This window comes from Candidatus Zixiibacteriota bacterium (genome assembly GCA_019038695.1).
Taxonomy (GTDB): Bacteria; Zixibacteria; MSB-5A5; order GN15; family FEB-12; genus B120-G9.
The window spans coordinates 12,972-31,108 of record JAHOYZ010000004.1 but is presented as its reverse complement, the minus strand read 5'-3'; the positions used below and the strand labels follow the sequence as shown (position 1 = coordinate 31,108).

At 50.3% G+C, this 18,137-nt stretch carries 17 protein-coding genes; 8 read left to right on the top strand and 9 right to left on the bottom strand.

Annotated features, from left to right (window positions below; genetic code table 11):
• Positions 1-51 precede the first annotated feature (51 nt).
• The 5 genes from KOO62_01210 (at position 52) to KOO62_01190 (ending at position 6,091) form a co-directional block, all read left to right on the top strand.
• Complete coding sequence (locus KOO62_01210; GenBank protein ID MBU8932602.1) at positions 52-222, top strand: hypothetical protein; 171 nt, start codon at positions 52-54, stop codon at positions 220-222.
• Positions 223-224: 2 nt separating this feature from the next.
• Positions 225-506 (top strand): ogr/Delta-like zinc finger family protein, encoded by a 282-nt coding sequence (locus KOO62_01205; GenBank protein MBU8932601.1) that lies wholly within the window; start codon positions 225-227, stop codon positions 504-506.
• A 3-nt stretch (positions 507-509) separates the two neighbouring features.
• Positions 510-1,358, top strand: coding sequence for a YkgJ family cysteine cluster protein (locus KOO62_01200; protein ID MBU8932600.1), 849 nt, complete (start codon positions 510-512; stop codon positions 1,356-1,358).
• A gap of 327 nt (positions 1,359-1,685) precedes the next feature.
• A complete protein-coding gene (locus KOO62_01195) occupies positions 1,686-3,284 on the top strand; it encodes a hypothetical protein (protein MBU8932599.1) in 1,599 nt (532 codons plus the stop codon).
• 275 nt (positions 3,285-3,559) lie between these two features.
• Complete coding sequence (locus KOO62_01190) at positions 3,560-6,091, top strand: immune inhibitor A (GenBank protein MBU8932598.1); 2,532 nt, start codon at positions 3,560-3,562, stop codon at positions 6,089-6,091.
• A gap of 144 nt (positions 6,092-6,235) precedes the next feature.
• Here KOO62_01190 and lgt read toward each other — a convergent pair whose 3' ends face one another.
• The 4 genes from lgt to KOO62_01170 are packed head-to-tail and all read right to left on the bottom strand — an operon-like array spanning position 6,236 to position 9,477.
• Positions 6,236-7,045: a prolipoprotein diacylglyceryl transferase gene (lgt, locus tag KOO62_01185; protein MBU8932597.1), complete on the bottom strand. Its 810-nt coding sequence runs from the start codon at positions 7,043-7,045 to the stop codon at positions 6,236-6,238.
• Positions 7,035-7,949, bottom strand: coding sequence for a phosphatase PAP2 family protein (locus KOO62_01180; GenBank protein ID MBU8932596.1), 915 nt, complete (start codon positions 7,947-7,949; stop codon positions 7,035-7,037). Before KOO62_01180 ends, lgt begins: the two co-directional genes overlap by 11 nt.
• Entirely contained in the window at positions 7,946-8,656 is a 711-nt protein-coding gene (rsmI, locus tag KOO62_01175; GenBank protein MBU8932595.1) for a 16S rRNA (cytidine(1402)-2'-O)-methyltransferase, read from the bottom strand. The genes KOO62_01180 and rsmI overlap by 4 nt, the downstream gene beginning before the upstream one ends.
• A complete protein-coding gene (locus KOO62_01170; GenBank protein MBU8932594.1) occupies positions 8,656-9,477 on the bottom strand; it encodes an NAD+ synthase in 822 nt (273 codons plus the stop codon). Before KOO62_01170 ends, rsmI begins: the two co-directional genes overlap by 1 nt.
• A 184-nt stretch (positions 9,478-9,661) precedes the next feature.
• Between KOO62_01170 and KOO62_01165 the strand changes: the two genes are divergently transcribed.
• Positions 9,662-10,090, top strand: coding sequence for a single-stranded DNA-binding protein (locus tag KOO62_01165; GenBank protein ID MBU8932593.1), 429 nt, complete (start codon positions 9,662-9,664; stop codon positions 10,088-10,090).
• Between the two features lie 153 nt (positions 10,091-10,243).
• Positions 10,244-10,831, top strand: coding sequence for a hypothetical protein (locus KOO62_01160; protein MBU8932592.1), 588 nt, complete (start codon positions 10,244-10,246; stop codon positions 10,829-10,831).
• On the opposite strand, the gene lpxD is transcribed toward KOO62_01160, so the two are convergent.
• From lpxD to KOO62_01135, 5 genes are all read right to left on the bottom strand, one after another.
• Positions 10,832-11,863, bottom strand: coding sequence for a UDP-3-O-(3-hydroxymyristoyl)glucosamine N-acyltransferase (gene lpxD / locus KOO62_01155; GenBank protein MBU8932591.1), 1,032 nt, complete (start codon positions 11,861-11,863; stop codon positions 10,832-10,834).
• Positions 11,847-12,383 (bottom strand): OmpH family outer membrane protein, encoded by a 537-nt coding sequence (locus KOO62_01150; protein MBU8932590.1) that lies wholly within the window; start codon positions 12,381-12,383, stop codon positions 11,847-11,849. The genes lpxD and KOO62_01150 overlap by 17 nt, the downstream gene beginning before the upstream one ends.
• 23 nt (positions 12,384-12,406) lie before the next feature.
• The gene (bamA, locus tag KOO62_01145) at positions 12,407-14,890 is read right to left on the bottom strand and encodes an outer membrane protein assembly factor BamA (protein MBU8932589.1); all 2,484 of its coding nucleotides are present in this window, start codon (positions 14,888-14,890) and stop codon (positions 12,407-12,409) included.
• Positions 14,891-14,896: 6 nt separating this feature from the next.
• Positions 14,897-15,217 carry a 50S ribosomal protein L21 gene (gene rplU / locus KOO62_01140; protein MBU8932588.1) on the bottom strand — a complete coding sequence of 107 codons (321 nt, stop codon included), beginning with the start codon at positions 15,215-15,217 and terminating at the stop codon, positions 14,897-14,899.
• Positions 15,218-15,383: 166 nt separating this feature from the next.
• Complete coding sequence (locus KOO62_01135; GenBank protein MBU8932587.1) at positions 15,384-16,907, bottom strand: aromatic amino acid ammonia-lyase; 1,524 nt, start codon at positions 16,905-16,907, stop codon at positions 15,384-15,386.
• Between the two features lie 258 nt (positions 16,908-17,165).
• Between KOO62_01135 and KOO62_01130 the strand changes: the two genes are divergently transcribed.
• Positions 17,166-18,011, top strand: coding sequence for a WYL domain-containing protein (locus tag KOO62_01130; protein MBU8932586.1), 846 nt, complete (start codon positions 17,166-17,168; stop codon positions 18,009-18,011).
• Positions 18,012-18,137: the final 126 nt, after the last annotated feature.

The following is an 18,137-nucleotide window of genomic DNA, read 5'->3' as shown; positions in this document are numbered from 1 at the left end:
CGACCCGGTGGTAAGGCTCGATTACTTTCGACCCGGCTCATCGGAAACTCGATGGCTCACTACTTGATTCTTGATTTTATGGTCCTCCGGGCGGGTTTCCCGCTCGGAGGACTTTCAGTTTCGCATAACCAACTGGCTGTGGGTGCGGAGATCATGGCCGGCGAGACTTCAGGAAGCTGTTTACAGATGCCCCAACAGAAGTTAGATTGGAAATCGGTTTGAATATGGAAGACAAAAAGAAGATAGATATATGTCCACACTGTGGGCAGAAAATGCACCTTTGGCAACCTCCGGTCGAAGCCAACTGGGGCTTGCATGCACATTACGTCTGTTTCAACGATGACTGCTCCTATTATGTGAAGGGCTGGGAATGGATGCGAACCGAGTATGACCAGAACATCTCATACCGTCATCGCGTTGACCCGGAGACAGGGCAGAGTTCACCTCTACCGGCATGGTCGTCGCAGGCTCACCGAGATCGTATTATCGATCGGGAAGGGGAGTAGAAAATGAGAGAGATTGAGAATCTCAAGCAGCAAATCCTTAAGGAGTACCCCCGTCTTGATGAGCAGAGTACTTTTGACTTCCGTTGTCATCCAGGCGTGCCATGTTTCAATAACTGTTGTCGCGACGTCAACATATTTCTGACACCATACGACATCATCCGGCTTAAGAAAAAGCTGGGCATGACATCGACAGAACTCCTGAGAAAATATACCCTCTCTCCGTTTGATCGAAACCTGCCATACCCGGTTATCCTGCTCCAGATGAGCAGCAACGAAGAGAAGAAATGTCCCTTTGTTTCTGAGAAGGGTTGTGGTGTCTATGAGGACCGTCCATGGGCTTGCCGCATGTATCCTCTCGGATTAGCCGCACCTGGAGAGGGTTCAGAAGAACTCGACAAGGAATTTTATTTCCTGCTAAAAGAAGATGTGTGCAAGGGTTTCAATGAAGACCATCAATACGTTGTGTCAGAGTGGTTGAAGGATCAGGGGATCGAAGAATATAACAAGATGGGCGAGGCGTTTAGAGACCTGACGACGCACAAGTACTTCCAGGATGGTGGGGAACTTCCGCCTGATCGAGTTGAGATGTTCTTCATGGCATGTTACGATGTAGATCGATTCCGAAAACTCGTATTCAGCTCTTCTTTCTTCGAGAAATTTGAGGTGGACGAAGAAACCAAAGCGCGGATCAAAGAAGACGATTTAGAGATGCTGAGCTTTGCCAATCAGTGGCTTCGGTTTGCTCTTTTTGGAGCCAAGAGCATGGTCATCAAAGACGCTGCCATTGAGAACAAGAAGAAGGAACTGAAGGCCAAAGGCAAACTGGCTCGAGATCATGATGTAGAGAAATGATCTGACTACGATACTTGTGGCAAGTAAACACCCGTCGTCGGGACAACAAACTCGTCGACGGGTTTTTTGTGATCGAATAAATGCTCATCCATGAGAGACACCAGCTCACGGTAGTTGAGTTTGAACGACACGACCGGGTTGTCCGTCTGTATTGTGACATGAGGACTCGACCCGAATTAAATGAACCGTCAATAGATCTGTCCTTTGTCGCGGTAGAGTGTCTGACCTGTACCGGTCTATGCGTTGCCGTGACGATAAGCATTTGACATTGACATTTGGTGTGGCTGTGTCCTATTTGCTGCAAAGTGAGGGAAAGGAAGACCACAAATGAGTCGCAGAATTAACTCCGGAACTGTCCTCTTATTGCTGTTCATGGTTTATCTTTTGCTGGTACTTGGCGGGTGTGATGAGGATACCGTATCTTCAGATCCGCCAATGCTGATTGTGGAGCCATTGATCATTTCGAATTCGTCAACGGTTGGTAACCCGCCGTTATATCCAGCGGTGACGAATGTATATCTGTCCAATAGCGGAGATGGTACGGTTTCGTATGAGGCCGAATGGACTGCTGATTGGCTGGATGTTGGCAAGGGGCAGGGACTACCGATTGGGTCACTTCCGGAGCAAGATACACTTTGGATTCAGATGCTTTGGTATAGCCTTCCAGCCGGGGAACATGTGGATAGTGTCTGGATCGTTTCACCTGAAGCAACCAACTCTCCACAGATCATCGAAGTGTCTCTATCCATTAGGAGCAGTATGAGTGCTTCTCCTAAGAGTCTTTCATTCGTGGGTGTACGCGGTATTGATCCGCCGGACTCTCAGATGCTGGTGTGTGCGACCGAGTTCAGCGCGCAAGCCGATTTCACTTTGAGTTCTTCGTCCTCATGGCTTTCCTTCAGTCCTCAAAGCTCTTCTGCGCCAGATACGATTACGGTCAGCGTGAATCATGTTGGCTTCGCAGCTGGCCTTTATTATGATACGATTGTTATAACTTCACCACAAGCTGCAGATGTGTTTGTCCCCTGCAGCCTCAGAGTAACAAGTTGGCAGAAGATTGACAATGCCATTCAGCAGGATCTCCGGGCCATCACATTCTCCGATGATCTTCACGGTTGGGTGGTTGGGAATGTTGGGGGAGCCTATCCATCAGGATATGCATTGGCTACAGTCGATGGTGGTAAGACATGGGAGTTGCAGGACCTTGAGCAGCTTGACTACATGTTGGGTGATGTTCAGTTTCTTGATGCGCAGACAGGCTACTCGGTTGGCAAGCACGGATTTATAGTGAAAACAACTGATGGTGGGGCGAACTGGATATCACAGCCCCCCCCGGACACACTCGATTTAGAGTCGGTTCATTTCATAAGTGTTGATACCGGCTGGGCTGTCGGTCGGGCTGGTTTCATTATCCACACGAGCGACGGAGGGAACACCTGGGTTTCACAAGAAGCTAATGTCTCTCTCCACCTGGGCGGTGTTCAATTTGTCAGCGCCGATAGCGGATGGATCGTAGGCAATACCGGACTCATTCTGTTCACAGCCGATGGTGGCGAAACCTGGACCGAGCAAGACAATACTTCAAACTACGATCTCACCAATGTTAAATTTATCAACAATACTACGGGATGGGCAGTTGGACTGGCCGGAACGATTCTGTATACGAATGATGCTGGATCGAATTGGACTATGCTGGAAGGTTTTGCTAGTTATGCTCTATACGACGTGACCTTTGCGCCAAGCGGCAAAGGATGGGCCGTTGGTTCGGATGGTGTGGTTCTGTTTTCAGACGACGGTCTTAGCTGGACGCAGATGTCGACAGATTTTGTTTCTAGTCTGTTTGGAGTCTATTTCCATGATGACGAGAATGGTTGGGTGGTCGGTAGCGAAGGTACCATACTGCACACCTACACTGGCGGGGACTGAGCCTGGGGTTCAGTGTGAATAAAGCGGTCGAGAGGACCCCCCTTTCTCCCGTTCCGGAAATTACAGATTTGACTGGTGGAAGCCAATCATATCGCAGAGTCTGCGCCCGATACATTTTGGCTTGATAAATCGCAGCTTTAGACTATATTGGCCATAGATTAATAGATCATCAAACTCAATTTGATGTATTTTCTGACGAAGTTGGCCCACTTACTACTATGTTACGAATAATATAATAGATCAACTGTACTTACCTAATGTATCGGAGACCATTCATGCGCTATTGTCATATTCTCATTCTTGCTCTTGTCCTGTTGCTGGTGGCTGGTTATGCCGGTGCTGTTGCCGCAGAGTACATGCAGGTAAAAATCTTTATTGACACCAAGGCAGACTACATCAAGTTCCGGTCCTTACCTCTTGATCGGGTGTTCCAGACCGACGACTATGTTGAGATTATTACCAACAAGGAGGAGTTGACAGAGCTCGAAATAATGGGCTTCCGCCTTGAGGTTATACATGCTGATCTCGTGACATTCTACCGAAACCGGCTCGATATCCACAAGGACATGGGCGGGTACATGACGCTCTCGGAAGTATACGCCGCGATCGATGTAATCGTAGCAGACCATCCAACTATCGTTTCGACCAAGCACAATCTGGGTTCAAGTATCGAGGGGCGGCCGATATGGGCGATCAAGATATCGGACAATCCCAATGTCAACGAAGACGAACCGGAAGTGATGTTCAATTCCGCTATCCATGCCCGCGAGGTAATCACGCCGCTCGTAGTGCTACACGCCATAGATCACCTGACCGACAATTATGGGGTACTTCCGGAGATCACCGAACTGGTCAATAACCGTGAAATCTGGTTTGTACCGATAGTGAATCCGGATGGGTACTATCACAACGAAGTCACCAACTCGGGTGGCGGCGGCATGTGGCGCAAGAATCGTCGGGACAATTTGGACGGTACCTGGGGGGTAGATCTCAACCGTAACTTCGGCTACCAGTGGGGGTACGATGATGTCGGGTCATCCCCGTACTGCAGTACGCAAACATACCGAGGGACCGGTGCTTTCTCTGAGCCTGAGACCCAGCATATGCGGGATTTTACCATTGCCCACAGTTTCGTTAACACGGTGTATATTCACTCCTATTCCAATCTGATCCTTTATCCGTGGGGTTATGACTACCTGTTGACACCGGAGAATGATCTCTTTGCTGCGATGGCCGACTCGATGGCAACCTTTAATGGTTACACCGCTGAACCGTCCCATGGTCTCTACCCGGCCAACGGCGTCTCTGATGATTGGTGTTATGGAGAGCAGGTTCTTAAGAACAAGAACTATGCCTTCACTTTTGAGGTCGGCAGTAGCGATGACGGCTTCTGGCCCGATCCTTCACGCATCTCGGCCCTTGTGGCCGAGAACCTGGGGCCGATCCTGTTCTTATGTGAGGTAGCCGGGGATCCTTACGAAGTTCTGCCCCCGGAGATACCGGACATATTCGTGGCGGATACGGTGGACTCGATCGCATACGATGTTACCTGGGACTCTGACGACACCGTCAATCCAGCGGTATTCTTCGAATTGGTGGAACTGAGCGGATTTCAGCGGATCATCGACAATGCAGAAGGCTTCGACAATTGGACCAATAACGATTTCTCGATCTCAAGCGATCACAGCCACTCGGCGCCGAGCAGCTTCTACTCAGGCTCCGGGAATAATTTCAATCGCTATATTAAAACCGATTCCACAATCGCAGTCCTGACCGGGGACACCCTGCGACTATGGACATGGTATGATATTGAGAAAGACTGGGACTATGGCTACGTCGAGGTTTCCATCGATGGTTCGGCTTTCACCACCCTTGAGGGGAACATCACCACAACCAGCAACCCGAATGGCAACAACCGTGGGAACGGGATCACTGGAAATTCCTTGGGATGGGTTGAGGGACTGTTCGATCTGTCAAGTTATGTCGGACAGGAAATATACATTCGTTTGACCTATGAGACTGATGGATATGTTGTCGAAGAAGGAATCTACTTCGACGATATCTATCCGGTGAATGGATATGCTTCCGAGGTTATTGTCTCCTCGACGATCACCGGGGACCACTACTCCTTTACCGACAAAGCCCCGGGGAGCTACTATTATCGAGTTCGCGCTCAGGATGCTGAGGGGCAGTGGAGCCTTTTCTCGCCGATTGTTAATACCTATGTGAAAGCGGGTGGTGCTGTTTGCTTTGACACCGATGGTGACGGCTACGGTAACCCGGACCATCTCGAGAACACTTGTCCGGACGATAACTGTCCATCAATTTACAATCAAGATCAGGCCGATGCAGATTCCGATGGGGTCGGCGACGTGTGCGACAACTGTCCGGCTGTATCAAATCCCGATCAACTGGACTCCGACGGCGACGGTGTGGGTGATGACTGTGATAACTGCCCGACCTTAGCAAATGCTAATCAAGCAGACGTTGACAGCGATACGGTTGGTGACTTATGCGACAACTGTCCTGAAGATCCTAACCCCAATCAGATCGATACCAATGGCGATGGTATTGGAGATAAATGCTGTTGTATCGAATTGCGCGGCAATCTCGACTATGAATTACCCGATGAAGTCAATATTGCTGACCTGACCTACCTTGTAGCCTACCTGTTCACTGGTGGTCCTCCTCCTCTGTGCTTGGAAGAAGGTGATATAGATGGCAATGGTGAGATCAATATTGCTGACTTGACCTATCTCGTTTCGTACTTGTTCACTGGTGGCACAGATCCGGTGGTGTGTCCTTAGGAGCCAGGAACAAAACTTAAGATAGACAATGGCGGCCGCTTCCTACAATAGGGAGTGGCCGCTTTCATTATATTTATCAATAGCTTACGAAACGGTAGGTTGGAGAAAGCGCCCGCGGTAGCGAATTGCCCTACCGGGCAGGCGTTACGGATTGGACGTCAGCCGGCCATGTTTGTTTTGCCAGATATATATCCCGAGTCCCGCCAGGAACATCACTACCGATATCAACTGGTTGTAGGTTGGTTCGAGGCCATCGAAAGAAAAGTGCATAGCATCTTCATAGTACCTGACATACTCAATCGCGAAGCGGAAGATTGCCTCGACCATAAAGAGTATGGCGACCAGCTGTCCGACGAAGGCTCGCCGCTTCATCATGTAATGAAGAACGAGAAACAGACCCAAACCGTAGAGCGAACTGTACAACTGGGCCGGGTGCAATGCCGCATCGTGGTATGCGAAGTAAGGTAGCGATCCTGCCGGGAATGACATGCCCCAGGGCAGATCGGTAGGCGTACCAAAGCAACATCCATTGAGAAAACAACCTATACGAGTGAGCCCCAGACCAAGACCCAGGGTTGGAGAGAAGTAATCGAATGTGTCCAGCACCGACAAGCGTTTCCATCGCGTGTAGGCCATGGAGCCGGCGATAGCCACCAGTACACCGCCGTACAGATTCAAGCCCGCAATACCGAAATTCTCTGAACTAAATGGATTGAACGCAGACGACCAATCGTTACTGAATTCGCTCAGGTGGAACAGGATATAGAACAGCCTGGCTCCGATCACACCGCCAAAGATCATTATGTATGCGATGGCGAGGTATTGCTCGAAGGGACGTTCATATTTCCGACACACGTACCTGATATACAGAACGCCCACGAAGAACGACAGGGCCAGCATGATTCCGTATCCACGAATGGGGAGAGAGCCGATATGAAATAACTCAGGACACATTGTTAGCTTCTTTCCGAATTGATGACCGGGGCTGTACTTGCTTGTCTGTCGAGTACTTCCAGATTACTAGTGTCGCAATCAATCCCAGCAGTCCTCCGACCACTACGTCCGAGACATAATGAAAGCGCCCCCATACCGTGCCGACTCCAAGACCCAGCGTGAATACTGAAGCCGTCCAGGCGACCGAACGCGCATAGTAGCGGAAGGTGTACATCAACAGCACCAGGGCCACTCCAAAGTGTGAGGATGGCATACAACCTCCGCGAACTGCTCCTTTCTCAATAACGATTTCCACCAACTGCCTGAAAACCGATCCCTCTACGGCATTCTGGTAAAGTCCGACAAAATGCCAGCGAGGACCCTCGATAGGGTACAGGAAAAACAACAGATATGAAAGGAAAAACATAATGCAGATGGCGCTCATCGCACTGCGTATCAGGGCGTAACTACCACGAACGTAGGCCGTAATGAAGAAAACGGGTATCATCAGGTAATAGCTGAAATAGCACAAAGATATCGGTTCGGTGAGCCAGGGAGACAGCAAGTTGCGGTCAATATACAAAGTTGGGTTGACGCCAAACAGCGACTTCTCGAAAGCGCAGAGTTGGCCGTCGAAAAATCCGTCGAAGAGGAGGAACATCAAGCCACCCGTTGTGCGGTATAGAAATGTAAAGAGGATAAGCGGATACAGCAGCCGCAGGAGACGATACATTCCACCCTGGTCTTCACTTAACCAGTGTACTATCACGGTGACTAATACTACTACTCCGGTATAGAAGAATATCTCATCTACGTACTGGTTCAGTGGCCTCCCGAGAAGGAGAATGGCTAGAATCATCAGGAGCGAGTAACCTGCGATGAGACGGTCAAACAGATAGGAGCGACTCAGGAGAGAACGGTTCACTCGGCACCCTTCCTGGATGTACGTCGATCAGCCCCGGCCACTACCAGGACGATTTCGCCCTTGATGCTTCGCCCTGAAATTGCTACCAGGATGTCACCAATCGATCCGCGCAGGAACTGTTCGTGCAATTTGGTAATCTCGCGAGCCAGGCATGCCTGACGATCACCGAACTGTTCCTGAATATCTGTCAGGCACTTCACTACCCGGTGCGGGGATTCGAGGAAGATCAGCGTGTGCGGTATGTCCAGCAACTTACCCAAACGCGTGCGCCGTGCGCCCGATTTATTGGGGAGAAATCCTTCGAAAAAAAACCGGTCGGTTGGCAGGCCAGAGGCAGTCAGAGCCGGGAGTATGGAACTGGGGCCTGGCAGGGGGATGATCTCAATATCGGCGTCTATGGCGGCACGGACGACGCGGTAAGCTGGGTCCGATATGCCCGGAGTTCCGGCGTCGGTGATAACGGCAACAGACTTCCCCTCTTGTATGGAATCCAGCAATTGTCCTGCTCTTGTCGATTCGTTGAAATCATGGTAACTGACGAGCTTCTTGCTAAGCCCCAGTTTCTTCAGCAAGCTGCCGCTACGTCGAGTGTCCTCGCAGGCAACAATATCAACCTCGCCGAGTACTTCAAGTGCTCGTTGAGTGATATCTCCCATGTTGCCTATGGGTGTGGGGACGAGGTAGAGCTTGCCGTTCGAGTTATCCATTATGTTTTCTTGGCGTCGGAATTGAGAACTTGCTGCGGGATAGGACATCGTCCGAGAGAGGCGACTTCCGGCATAGTGCGTTTGAACCAGTTACGGTTGATCAGAGTGACGACGCGACTAACATCATCGCGGTCAAATCCGTCTTTGAGAAGCTCGTCTTCCGATCCAATTCCTTCCTCAATTATTCGGAACAGAATAGCGTCGATCTGTTCATATCGTACGCCGATTTCATCTTCATCGGTTTGTCCCGTCCAAAGGTCAGCCGAGGGGGCTTTGGAGGTAATCTTTTCGGGGATGTTGAGAGCAGAGGCGATCAGCCGTACTTCGGTTTTGTACAGATCGCCAATTGGATTTACAGAACAGGCGGAATCGCCAAACCAGGTGGTATAGCCCAAACAAATCTCGGTGCGATTTCCAGTACCCAGGACCAACCGACCGGTCTCTGCCGCAGCATCGAATAGGATAGCCATTCGTTCGCGCGACATCTTATTGCCGGCCCGGAAACGATTGTTATCATCGATAGTGTCATAATAGGCATCAATCATTGGTGAGATGTCGATTACCCGGTGCTCGATTCTCAATTGTCGGACAAGAGTCTCAGCATCAGTCAAGGAACTTTCAGAAGAGCCACGATACGGCATTACCAATCCCATGACCTTATCTTCTCCGACCGCTTCAACCGCCAGGGCTGCCGCCACAGCGGAATCAATTCCTCCTGATAACCCTACGACATAGCCCGACATCTTGGATCGTTTCAGGCGGTTGACGAGAAACTGTACAATTGTAACGATAGCATCGTCAGTGTTGAGCCATTTAGTCATGTTCATACCTTCAAAAGAGTACCCGTACAATATGTGATTGCGTCTGGCCATTCAAGGAAAATATCCTGTACCTTGACAATGGAGATACAGAGATTGTATATTTAATCTAATATGCCTTCGCTGCGGAGTCTCTTGGTAGGAGGACGTTTGATTTCATGGAAGGGCACATCAAGAAAGGGAAACCATGAGTGTGAACAAAGTAATTCTCGTCGGTAGGCTGGGTAAAGACCCGGAGCTAAAGTACACAACAAGCTCGCGTGCAGTTGTCAACTTCAGCTTAGCTACTAATGAGCGCTGGACCAGTCAGGACGGCCAGAAGCAGGAAAAGACCACCTGGCACAATATTGTCGCCTGGGGGAAGCAGGCAGAGGTTATCAACGAATATTGTCGTAAAGGAAAACAACTGTATATAGAGGGACGGATTGATAACAGGAGCTGGGATAAGGATGACGGTACCAAAGGATATATCTCGGAAGTAGTAGTCCAGAACTTCCAATTTCTGGGCGATCGTGATGATGCTTCCGGCGCAAGTCGACCAGCGGCTTCCGCACCGGCAGCAGGGGCACCCCCGGAACCCAAAAACGCAGCGGATGACGATGATCTGCCGTTCTGATTAATTCCTGAACAAATATTATCGATAGCCCCGGATGCCTTGTGTCCGGGGCTTTTTTGGTGTCCTGAATTTTCGCACGAGCGCCCAGATATTGGACTAAGGTTAGCCCATTGGAGAGGTCGATAGATAATATGTAATGTGCGACGTCTACTAATGTTACGTCGATATGATGATGTAATACATTATGAGGTATGGCCTTTGGGTAGTCTGGCGCGAGCGTATTGGAGAGTAGCCCTGATGATCGGTTCAACGATCATCCTGTCGGCCGCGATTATTCTGTATTTTAGCGATATCGTCTCCGTTCCCGGTATGGATCGGGCTGGAGGTGGTCTGGAACTGGCCGCAATGACGCTGATGCCGTACATGATTTCGGCGGTGGTCGCGGCGCTGACTGCTATTGGAGTCATGGCCATTTTGCCCTTGATACGTGCACGCGGAGTAGCCTCAGTCCTTGAAGCACGGCTACGCGAAATGGCTGCTGGTGATCTTGTCAGTCGGGTTTACGGGCTTGACTCGACACCTCATCTCCGGTCGATTGCGAACGAATTGAACGCGACTGTCGAAGCTCTTGGAAACCAGGTAGCGTCCTGGAAGGTCATCAACAGGCGTCAGTGGGAGGTACTCCAATTAGTGCGATCGGCTGCGGCGGCCGGTAACACGGATCGAGTGATTATACACGTTGGAGAGATGGAAGCTAATTGGCGCAAGATAGCTGAACTCGAGGAGAAACTGGCGACCTGACTACTCGTTCATCTTCTTTTCGAGCTTGGTGACTCTCTTGAGAAGATCGGGTAGTTTGGGCATGGAGGCTATTATTTTCATGGTGGTCATAATGTCGAGGGCGGGACTACCGAAGACTGTCTTGCCGGCGGGGACAGACTTGGCGATTCCTGATTGAGCACCAACTTTAACGCCGTCACCGATCTCAATATGGCCGACCACTCCTACCTGTCCTCCAAAAACCACTCCGTCGCCGATCTTTGTCGAGCCCGAAATGCCAACCTGTGCTACGATAATGCAGTGTTGGCCAATTTCTACGTTATGAGCAATCTGCACCAGGTTATCGATTTTGGTGCCCCGACCGATTCGCGTAGGACCAAGCGCTCCACGGTCTACCGATACGTTGGAGCCAAGCTCAACGTCGTCATCAATCTCCACCCATCCGATTTGCTTGATCTTCCTGAGACCGGTATCGGATTCGGCATATCCGAAACCGTCAGAGCCAATCACCGTTGAAGCGTGGATAATGACGTTGTTGCCGATACGTGACCGTTCAAGTATTCTGGCGCCCGGATAGATGCGGCAGTTTTCCCCCAGCGTCGCATCACGTCCGACGAACACAGATGATGACAATTCGCACCCGGGACCAATTACAGCTCCGTCGCAAACATGGCACAGAGCACCTATGCCCGCTGTAGGATCAATCCGGGCACTGTCTGCAACGACGGCTGTCTCATGGATGCCTGGCTCCACCAGGGGTTCGTGCGGATGAAAAAGATCAATAATCCGAGCGAAGGCAAGGTAGGGGAGAGAGTGCCGTAGAACCGGTTTCTGCGGACACTCGATATTCTCATCAAGAACCAAGGCACCCGCCGCAGTAGTGGCGACATGTTTCTTATAACGGTCGTCAGCTACAAAGCTGATCTGCGACGATGTGGCCGATTCAATCGGGGCGACGCCGGTTATTTCGACATCGCCGTCGCCTTCAACCGTTCCGCCAACCGTCTTGGCGATAGCCTCAAGCGTGTAGTGTGTATTATTCTTCGAGTTCATTAAGCAACTCGAGGACTTTGTCGGTCACCTCATAACTCTCTTTAATATAGCCGATTCCCTGAAGAGTGAAAATGACATCGTACTCGCTCTCAATTGCCAGGGTTTCTATCGCTCGTGCCAATCGATCCAGTAGGGGTTGAATGAGCTGGGATTGCTTTTGTTCGGCTGTTCCACGTGGGCCGTAAATCTGACGCGTAAAAGCATCGAGATCCGCTTCCTTGGTTCGAATAGCGGCTTCACGTTCGCTTCTTTTTTCGTCGGACAGGATTAGTTTCTGTTTTTCATATTCCGCAACTAATTCCTCGAGAGCCTCTTGCTTGGTATTTGCCTCTTCATCCCAGGCCTTACTTTCGGTCACCCAATCTTCTTGGGCTTTGAGCCAGGCATCCCATTCCTGGTAGATACGTTCGTCCTTGATGTATCCGATTTTTAATCCTTGAGCGCCGACTCCTGAGCTGCACCACAGCACAAACACCAAAGCCAAGGTCAATCCCAGCGCGAATTTCGGAATCCTAATCATTTTGGTCCCCAATAAGTTTATTGTTATCTGAACGTTGTTCCCATCTGGAAATGCGGTTTCCACCCCTTGTCTTGTCCAGTGACGTCATCCAGGGCGTAGCCGAAATCAAACCCGATTGTGCCGATAGCTGGCACCACAATTCTAAAACCAAGACCAACACTGCGGTAGACATCTCGAAATGGCCGTATGTCGGAGCGATTCAGCCACGAGTTGCCAGCATCGAAAAACAGCAAGGCATACAGTTGGTGTTGGGAAATCGGTATTTGCAATTCGATATTGGTGGTCAGCATGTACTTGCCCCGAACGCGAGTGCTATAGTTGCTAAAAGTTGTATCCTGAGCCGGGTCGAGGCCTGCTATGGCGTTGGGGTCACTGTAGAAAAAAGTAGTGTCGGATTGCGTCACCATCGAATCCGGAGTAAGGCTGCCGTCGTCGTACCCGCGTACTATACCCGTATAGCTCGTTCCTCCGGGAGTGAACCGATCTGAGATCAGGATACGGTTGTCTCCAGCGGGCGAAGTAACGACTCCGTAATGGACCTTGGCTGCCAGAGCGATGTTACCAAACAATGGTATAAACTTGGCTAGCGAGATGCTGTGTTTCTGATATTTCCAGTAACCCCCCATGACACCGCCAGTGTTTTCTACTCGGTATGAGATCATTGATCCTGCGGTAGCGAACTCAGGCAGATTACGAGAATCACGGATCAAGGAGATGGCGATTCTGGAGGCTGTATGGGTATCATCGCCATAGCGAATTATCGAACCGGGATACGGACCGTGAACCGTTTGGTCGAGGGCGACGTCGTAGGGCGTGTCGGCTGTGGTCGGGTCATCATAGTAGTGGTGTGATTTGTAGGAATTCTGGTCGAGGTATGTTTCGTCAAAGTCAAAGAAGCGGTTCCGTTCCAGCGCGTATGTGGCATAGATTCGGAAGTAATTGTCGGGCCACTGTAACCGTCGTCCCAGACGAATCGAGCCGCCGGTACGTCCTTCGGTGTAGTCGTCATACCAGCGTCGATTTGTAGCAAAAGCATTTACACCCATAAGAGTTGGGCGGCCCATGAACCATGGTTCAGTGAAGGAAACCGAGAAAGAATTGCGGAGTTTACCAAACTCGACATTGAACGACAGGTTTTGTCCATTACCCCGAAAGTTCGGGATACCCATGCCGAAAGTACCGACTACTTTATCCTGACTGTTATACCCGGCCCCGGCCGAAATCTGGCCGGTTTGTTTCTCTTCGATTTGAAACTCAATATCAACATCACCATTTGGCAGGTTTAGCGGAATAGGCTCGGCATTGGTGAAGAAATTCAGAGCCATGACATCACGCACCGAGCGAATCAGACGCGTTCGGCTGAACTTCTGGCCTGGTCGTACCGACAGTTCCCTGCGGATGACTTTCTCTTTGGTCTTACGGTTGCCTATGATGTTCACCAGGTTGACGTGCGATGGCACGCCCTCGCTAATCTCATACTGAACATCGACAATCGAATCGGTGCGCGTATGACGTTCGTCAGCTATACGAACATGGAGGTGTCCGATCTCATAGTAGGCGGAACCCAATTCATTCCAGGATTCTTCATACTTCTCTATATCAAAAACATCACCAGCTTTGAACTTCATGACGCTCATAAGCGCATTGTCCGGCAATTCCTCGTTACCGTTGAGAGTGACTTCACCGAAATAGTATTTAGGGCCCTCGTACACGTCCAGAAATATGGTCATACGGTTGCGGACTGAGTCGATAGCGATGGAGTCGGAAACAAGATGGGCGTCGATAAATCCCCGCTTGTGATACTCGACGATCACTTTCTGAAGGTCTTCTTCGTACTTATCCTGAGCGAAGTCAGAGCTTTTCAGGAATCCTCGCTTCCGATTACGCATCTGACTGATCAGTTTATCGGCTTTGACCCGTTTGTTACCGGTCAGGGTGACTGTCTCGACTTTGACTTTGGAGCGTTCTTCGATTTGGAAACTCAGGATTGCTTCGGAAGAGTCGGAATTGAAGTTGAGGTTCGGGATGATATTGGCCCGGAAGTAGCCCTTTTCTGCATAGGTTTCAAGTATTGCGTTCTTCTTTTCCTGGACAAGATAGGGGGAAATGTATCCACCAACGCCGAGCTTCAGTTCTTCTCTCAGGTCCTTGGTATTGATCTTCTTGTTGCCAGAGAATTCGAGACCGACCAGTTTGGGCAGCTCAGCGACAATAATATATACCTTGACTCCGCCTGTGACCGGCTCGGCATCAATACGAACATCGGAAAACATCCCCAAGCCGTAAAGACGCCTGATAGTTTCGGCGATAGCAGTAGGAGTCAGAGAAGTACCAACATCAAGCGATGACACGCCGACTATTAGCGAGCGTGTTGCTACCCGATTCCCCTCGACGCTAACATCGACGACCTGATACACCTGTTGGGCCGAGCCAATAGTAGCTCCGACCAGCAGAAATATGCAGCAGACCAGGGCAATCCGTGCTCTCTGTCTACATATGGAAGTCAATATATCCTAATTGCCAGGTGATACGATCTTGTTGATCTTGATTTCCGTGTATTTTTGGCGATGACCCTGGGTACGACGGTACTTCGTGCGACGTTTATACTTATAAATAAGCACTTTGTCAGACTTGCCTTCACTCATGATTTCGGCTTCGATTTTTGCATCGGCTACGGTCGGAGTACCAATAAGAGTACTATCCTGATTTTTGACAAGCAGGACTTGCTCAATGTTAAATTTACTTCCCGGGTCAGCTTTCTGTAAGGGAACTTTCAGGACATCACCTTCCTGAGCTGTAAACTGGACTCCGGAAACTTCAAAAACGGCGTACATTTCATTCCTCCAAAAGGACGTTAGAAGCTATTATCCCATCTCGGGTTAAGCCCAATAAATTAACGTTTCCTTCGCTCAAGTCAAGGCAAAACTTGCCACTTGAGCAGTAACCTACAAACTTCAATCTTACACCCGGCAGATATCGGGAAGTTCCCGTTGTTGACCCTTACTCCAGCGAGCCGATTTCTTTCTCTACTTCTATCAGGATTTCGCCGGAGCGAATGACCTGTTGCATCTTCGTATGATCAGGGTAGAGAGGTCGGTCAATATCGAGGAAATCGACGTGACGGCGCACTACTTCGTATGCTTTGGTAACACCCTTTCCGAAGCCATAATCACGGAAATCGAGGGCCTGAGCGGCAGCCATTATTTCAATACCGAGAATTCCACAAGCGTTATCAAGAATTTGGAAGTTCTTCAGGGCGGTATTCATGCCCATCGAGACGAAATCCTCCTGGTCGGCTGCGGCCGGTATTGATTGCACTGAAGCCGGTGCCGACAGGATTCGCTGTTCGACGATAAGGCTATCGGCGGTGTATTGGCTGAGCATGAGACCGGAGAACATGCCGGCCCCTTTGGTCAGGAAAGGGGGCAGGCCAACGCTGAGCGCCGGGTTGTTGAGTCGGTTCATCCTTCGCTCAGAAATGATGCTTACCATAGTGATGGCGATACCGGCCATGTCCATCGGCAGCGCAACCGGCGTTCCCTGGAAGTTCGCTCCTGATATTTGTATACCTTCGTCGGGGAAGAAGATCGGGTTGTCGCCGACACCGTTGAGTTCGATCTCAACCTGTGAACGCGCATACGCGAGGGCATCGTGAGCCGCACCAATAACTTGAGGTGTAGAGCGCATCGAGTAGGCATCCTGGACCTTGCATTTGACTTTTCCCTCAGCCAGATCTCCACCGGCCACGAGTTTTCGGATTGCCTCTGCGCTCCGAACAGCTCCCTTGAAACCACGCACCTCATGCAGTCTGGCACTGTATGGCTTCATGTTGGCTTTGAGTGCTTCAAGCGACATAGCGCAACCGATCTCGGCCTGTTTGAGCCATCGGGCTGCATCGTGGAGGAAGATAGCGCTCATGGCGGTGAGGAGATTCGAGCCATTAATGACAGCCAGACCATCACGAGCCTGTAAACCCGGAATTGGAATTCCGGCTTTCTCCATAGCCGTCTTGCCGTCAAGCAACTCACCTTCATAGTAGGCTTTGCCTTCGCCCATCATCAACAGGGCTATCTGCGCCATAGGGGCAAGATCACCACAAGCTCCGACAGAACCCTTCTGACAAACGAAAGGTGTCACACCTTTGTTGAGCATTGCGACCAGCGTCTGGGTTATCTCGGGACGGACGCCGGAGTTGCCGTGAGCGTGAACATTGATTCGGCCCGTCATTGCCCCGCGCACATACTCTATCGGGGCTGGATCGCCAATTCCGGCTGAATGGTTATAGATGAGGTATTTCTGGAAATCCTCTATCTGGTTATCATCCAGTACGACCTCGGAGAACTCACCGATACCGGTATTGACGCCGTACATGATTTCATGGGCTTCGATTTTCTTTTCGAGCATAGTCCGGCATTTTTCAATCCGGGCCAGAGCGTCGGCAGATAGTTCCACCGGTTCATAGTGTCGGGCTACTTTGACCAGTTTGTCGATGGTCAGGCCGGAACCGTTCAGTATTAAGGCCATTATGTCACTACTCCTTTAGATCAATGCATTGTCGGCTGCTATTATAAGAGGCAGGAAAACGTCTCTGTCGCCTATGTATCCTGAAGGCCGGAAGCAGAAGTCGGCTGGTATCGCGTCATAATCTTTGTCCGAGGGGCAGGATTCCGCGACAGGTCTGGTGCATTTGGATAGATCAATAACATTCATTATTCCTTGTTTCTCAAGATAGAAAGCCAAAAGCAGTTGTCAATCGAATTTGAAACGGACATATTAGCCGGGATGCAACCAGAGATTGAAATCAGCGCGTACCTCAGAGAGCAGACGTTTGTAGCGTTTGACACCGAGACCACAGGACTTTGGGCTCCAGCCAATAGGGTAATCGAGATTGGGGCGGTGAAGTTCCGGTGCGGACAGTCCGAGACAGAGGTTTTCGAGTCACTGGTAAATCCCAAGAGATCAATTCCGCCAGAGTCAATTCGAGTTCATGGCATTACCGATGATATGTTAGTGGATGCTCCTGAGGCGGCCGGAGTGATAGCAGATTTCATGTCATTTTGCAGTCCGGATTCTATATTGATTGCCCACAATGCGCCGTTTGATATTTCGTTTGTTGGGTGTGAACTTGAACGGGCGGAACTGGATTTCGGTGAAAATACAATTCTCGATACCGTCGATCTTTTTCAAAGGTATGTTCCGGGGTTGTCTTCGTACTCATTGTTGGGATTGGCACGTCATTATTCCATAGCCGAAACTCAGGATCACCGGGCGCTGGGAGATGCGGTACTGGTTCAAAAACTGTTTGAATTGATTGCGCCGAAGTTTGGCAACATCAAGAAAAAGTCTGACTTCTCACATATGGCTTCGACCTATGCTATGGATGATTGGCGGGCGCAACAGGCTGATTTACCCCAGGAACACTCCGAGTTGAATCGGGCCAGAGATGAAAAACTGCGAGTGCATATTGTGTACCAGACTCCTTCCAACCAGCCCACGACACGGGTGATCCGACCGGAGCATTTCTACCAATTGGGCGAGATATACTATATTAATGCCTATTGCGAACGTGCCCGCGGCGAGCGAACGTTCCGCCTCGACCGCATTGGGGAATTCAAAGTCATCGAGTAGCAATTGTTCCGTCATGCTACCAGGCGATGCCTGTGAGCGGAGTCGAAGCAGGCATCGCCTGTTTTTTTTGGATGTCAGCCATAAATCTGTTATGCCGGACTTGATCCGGCATCCAGTCTTCTCCTC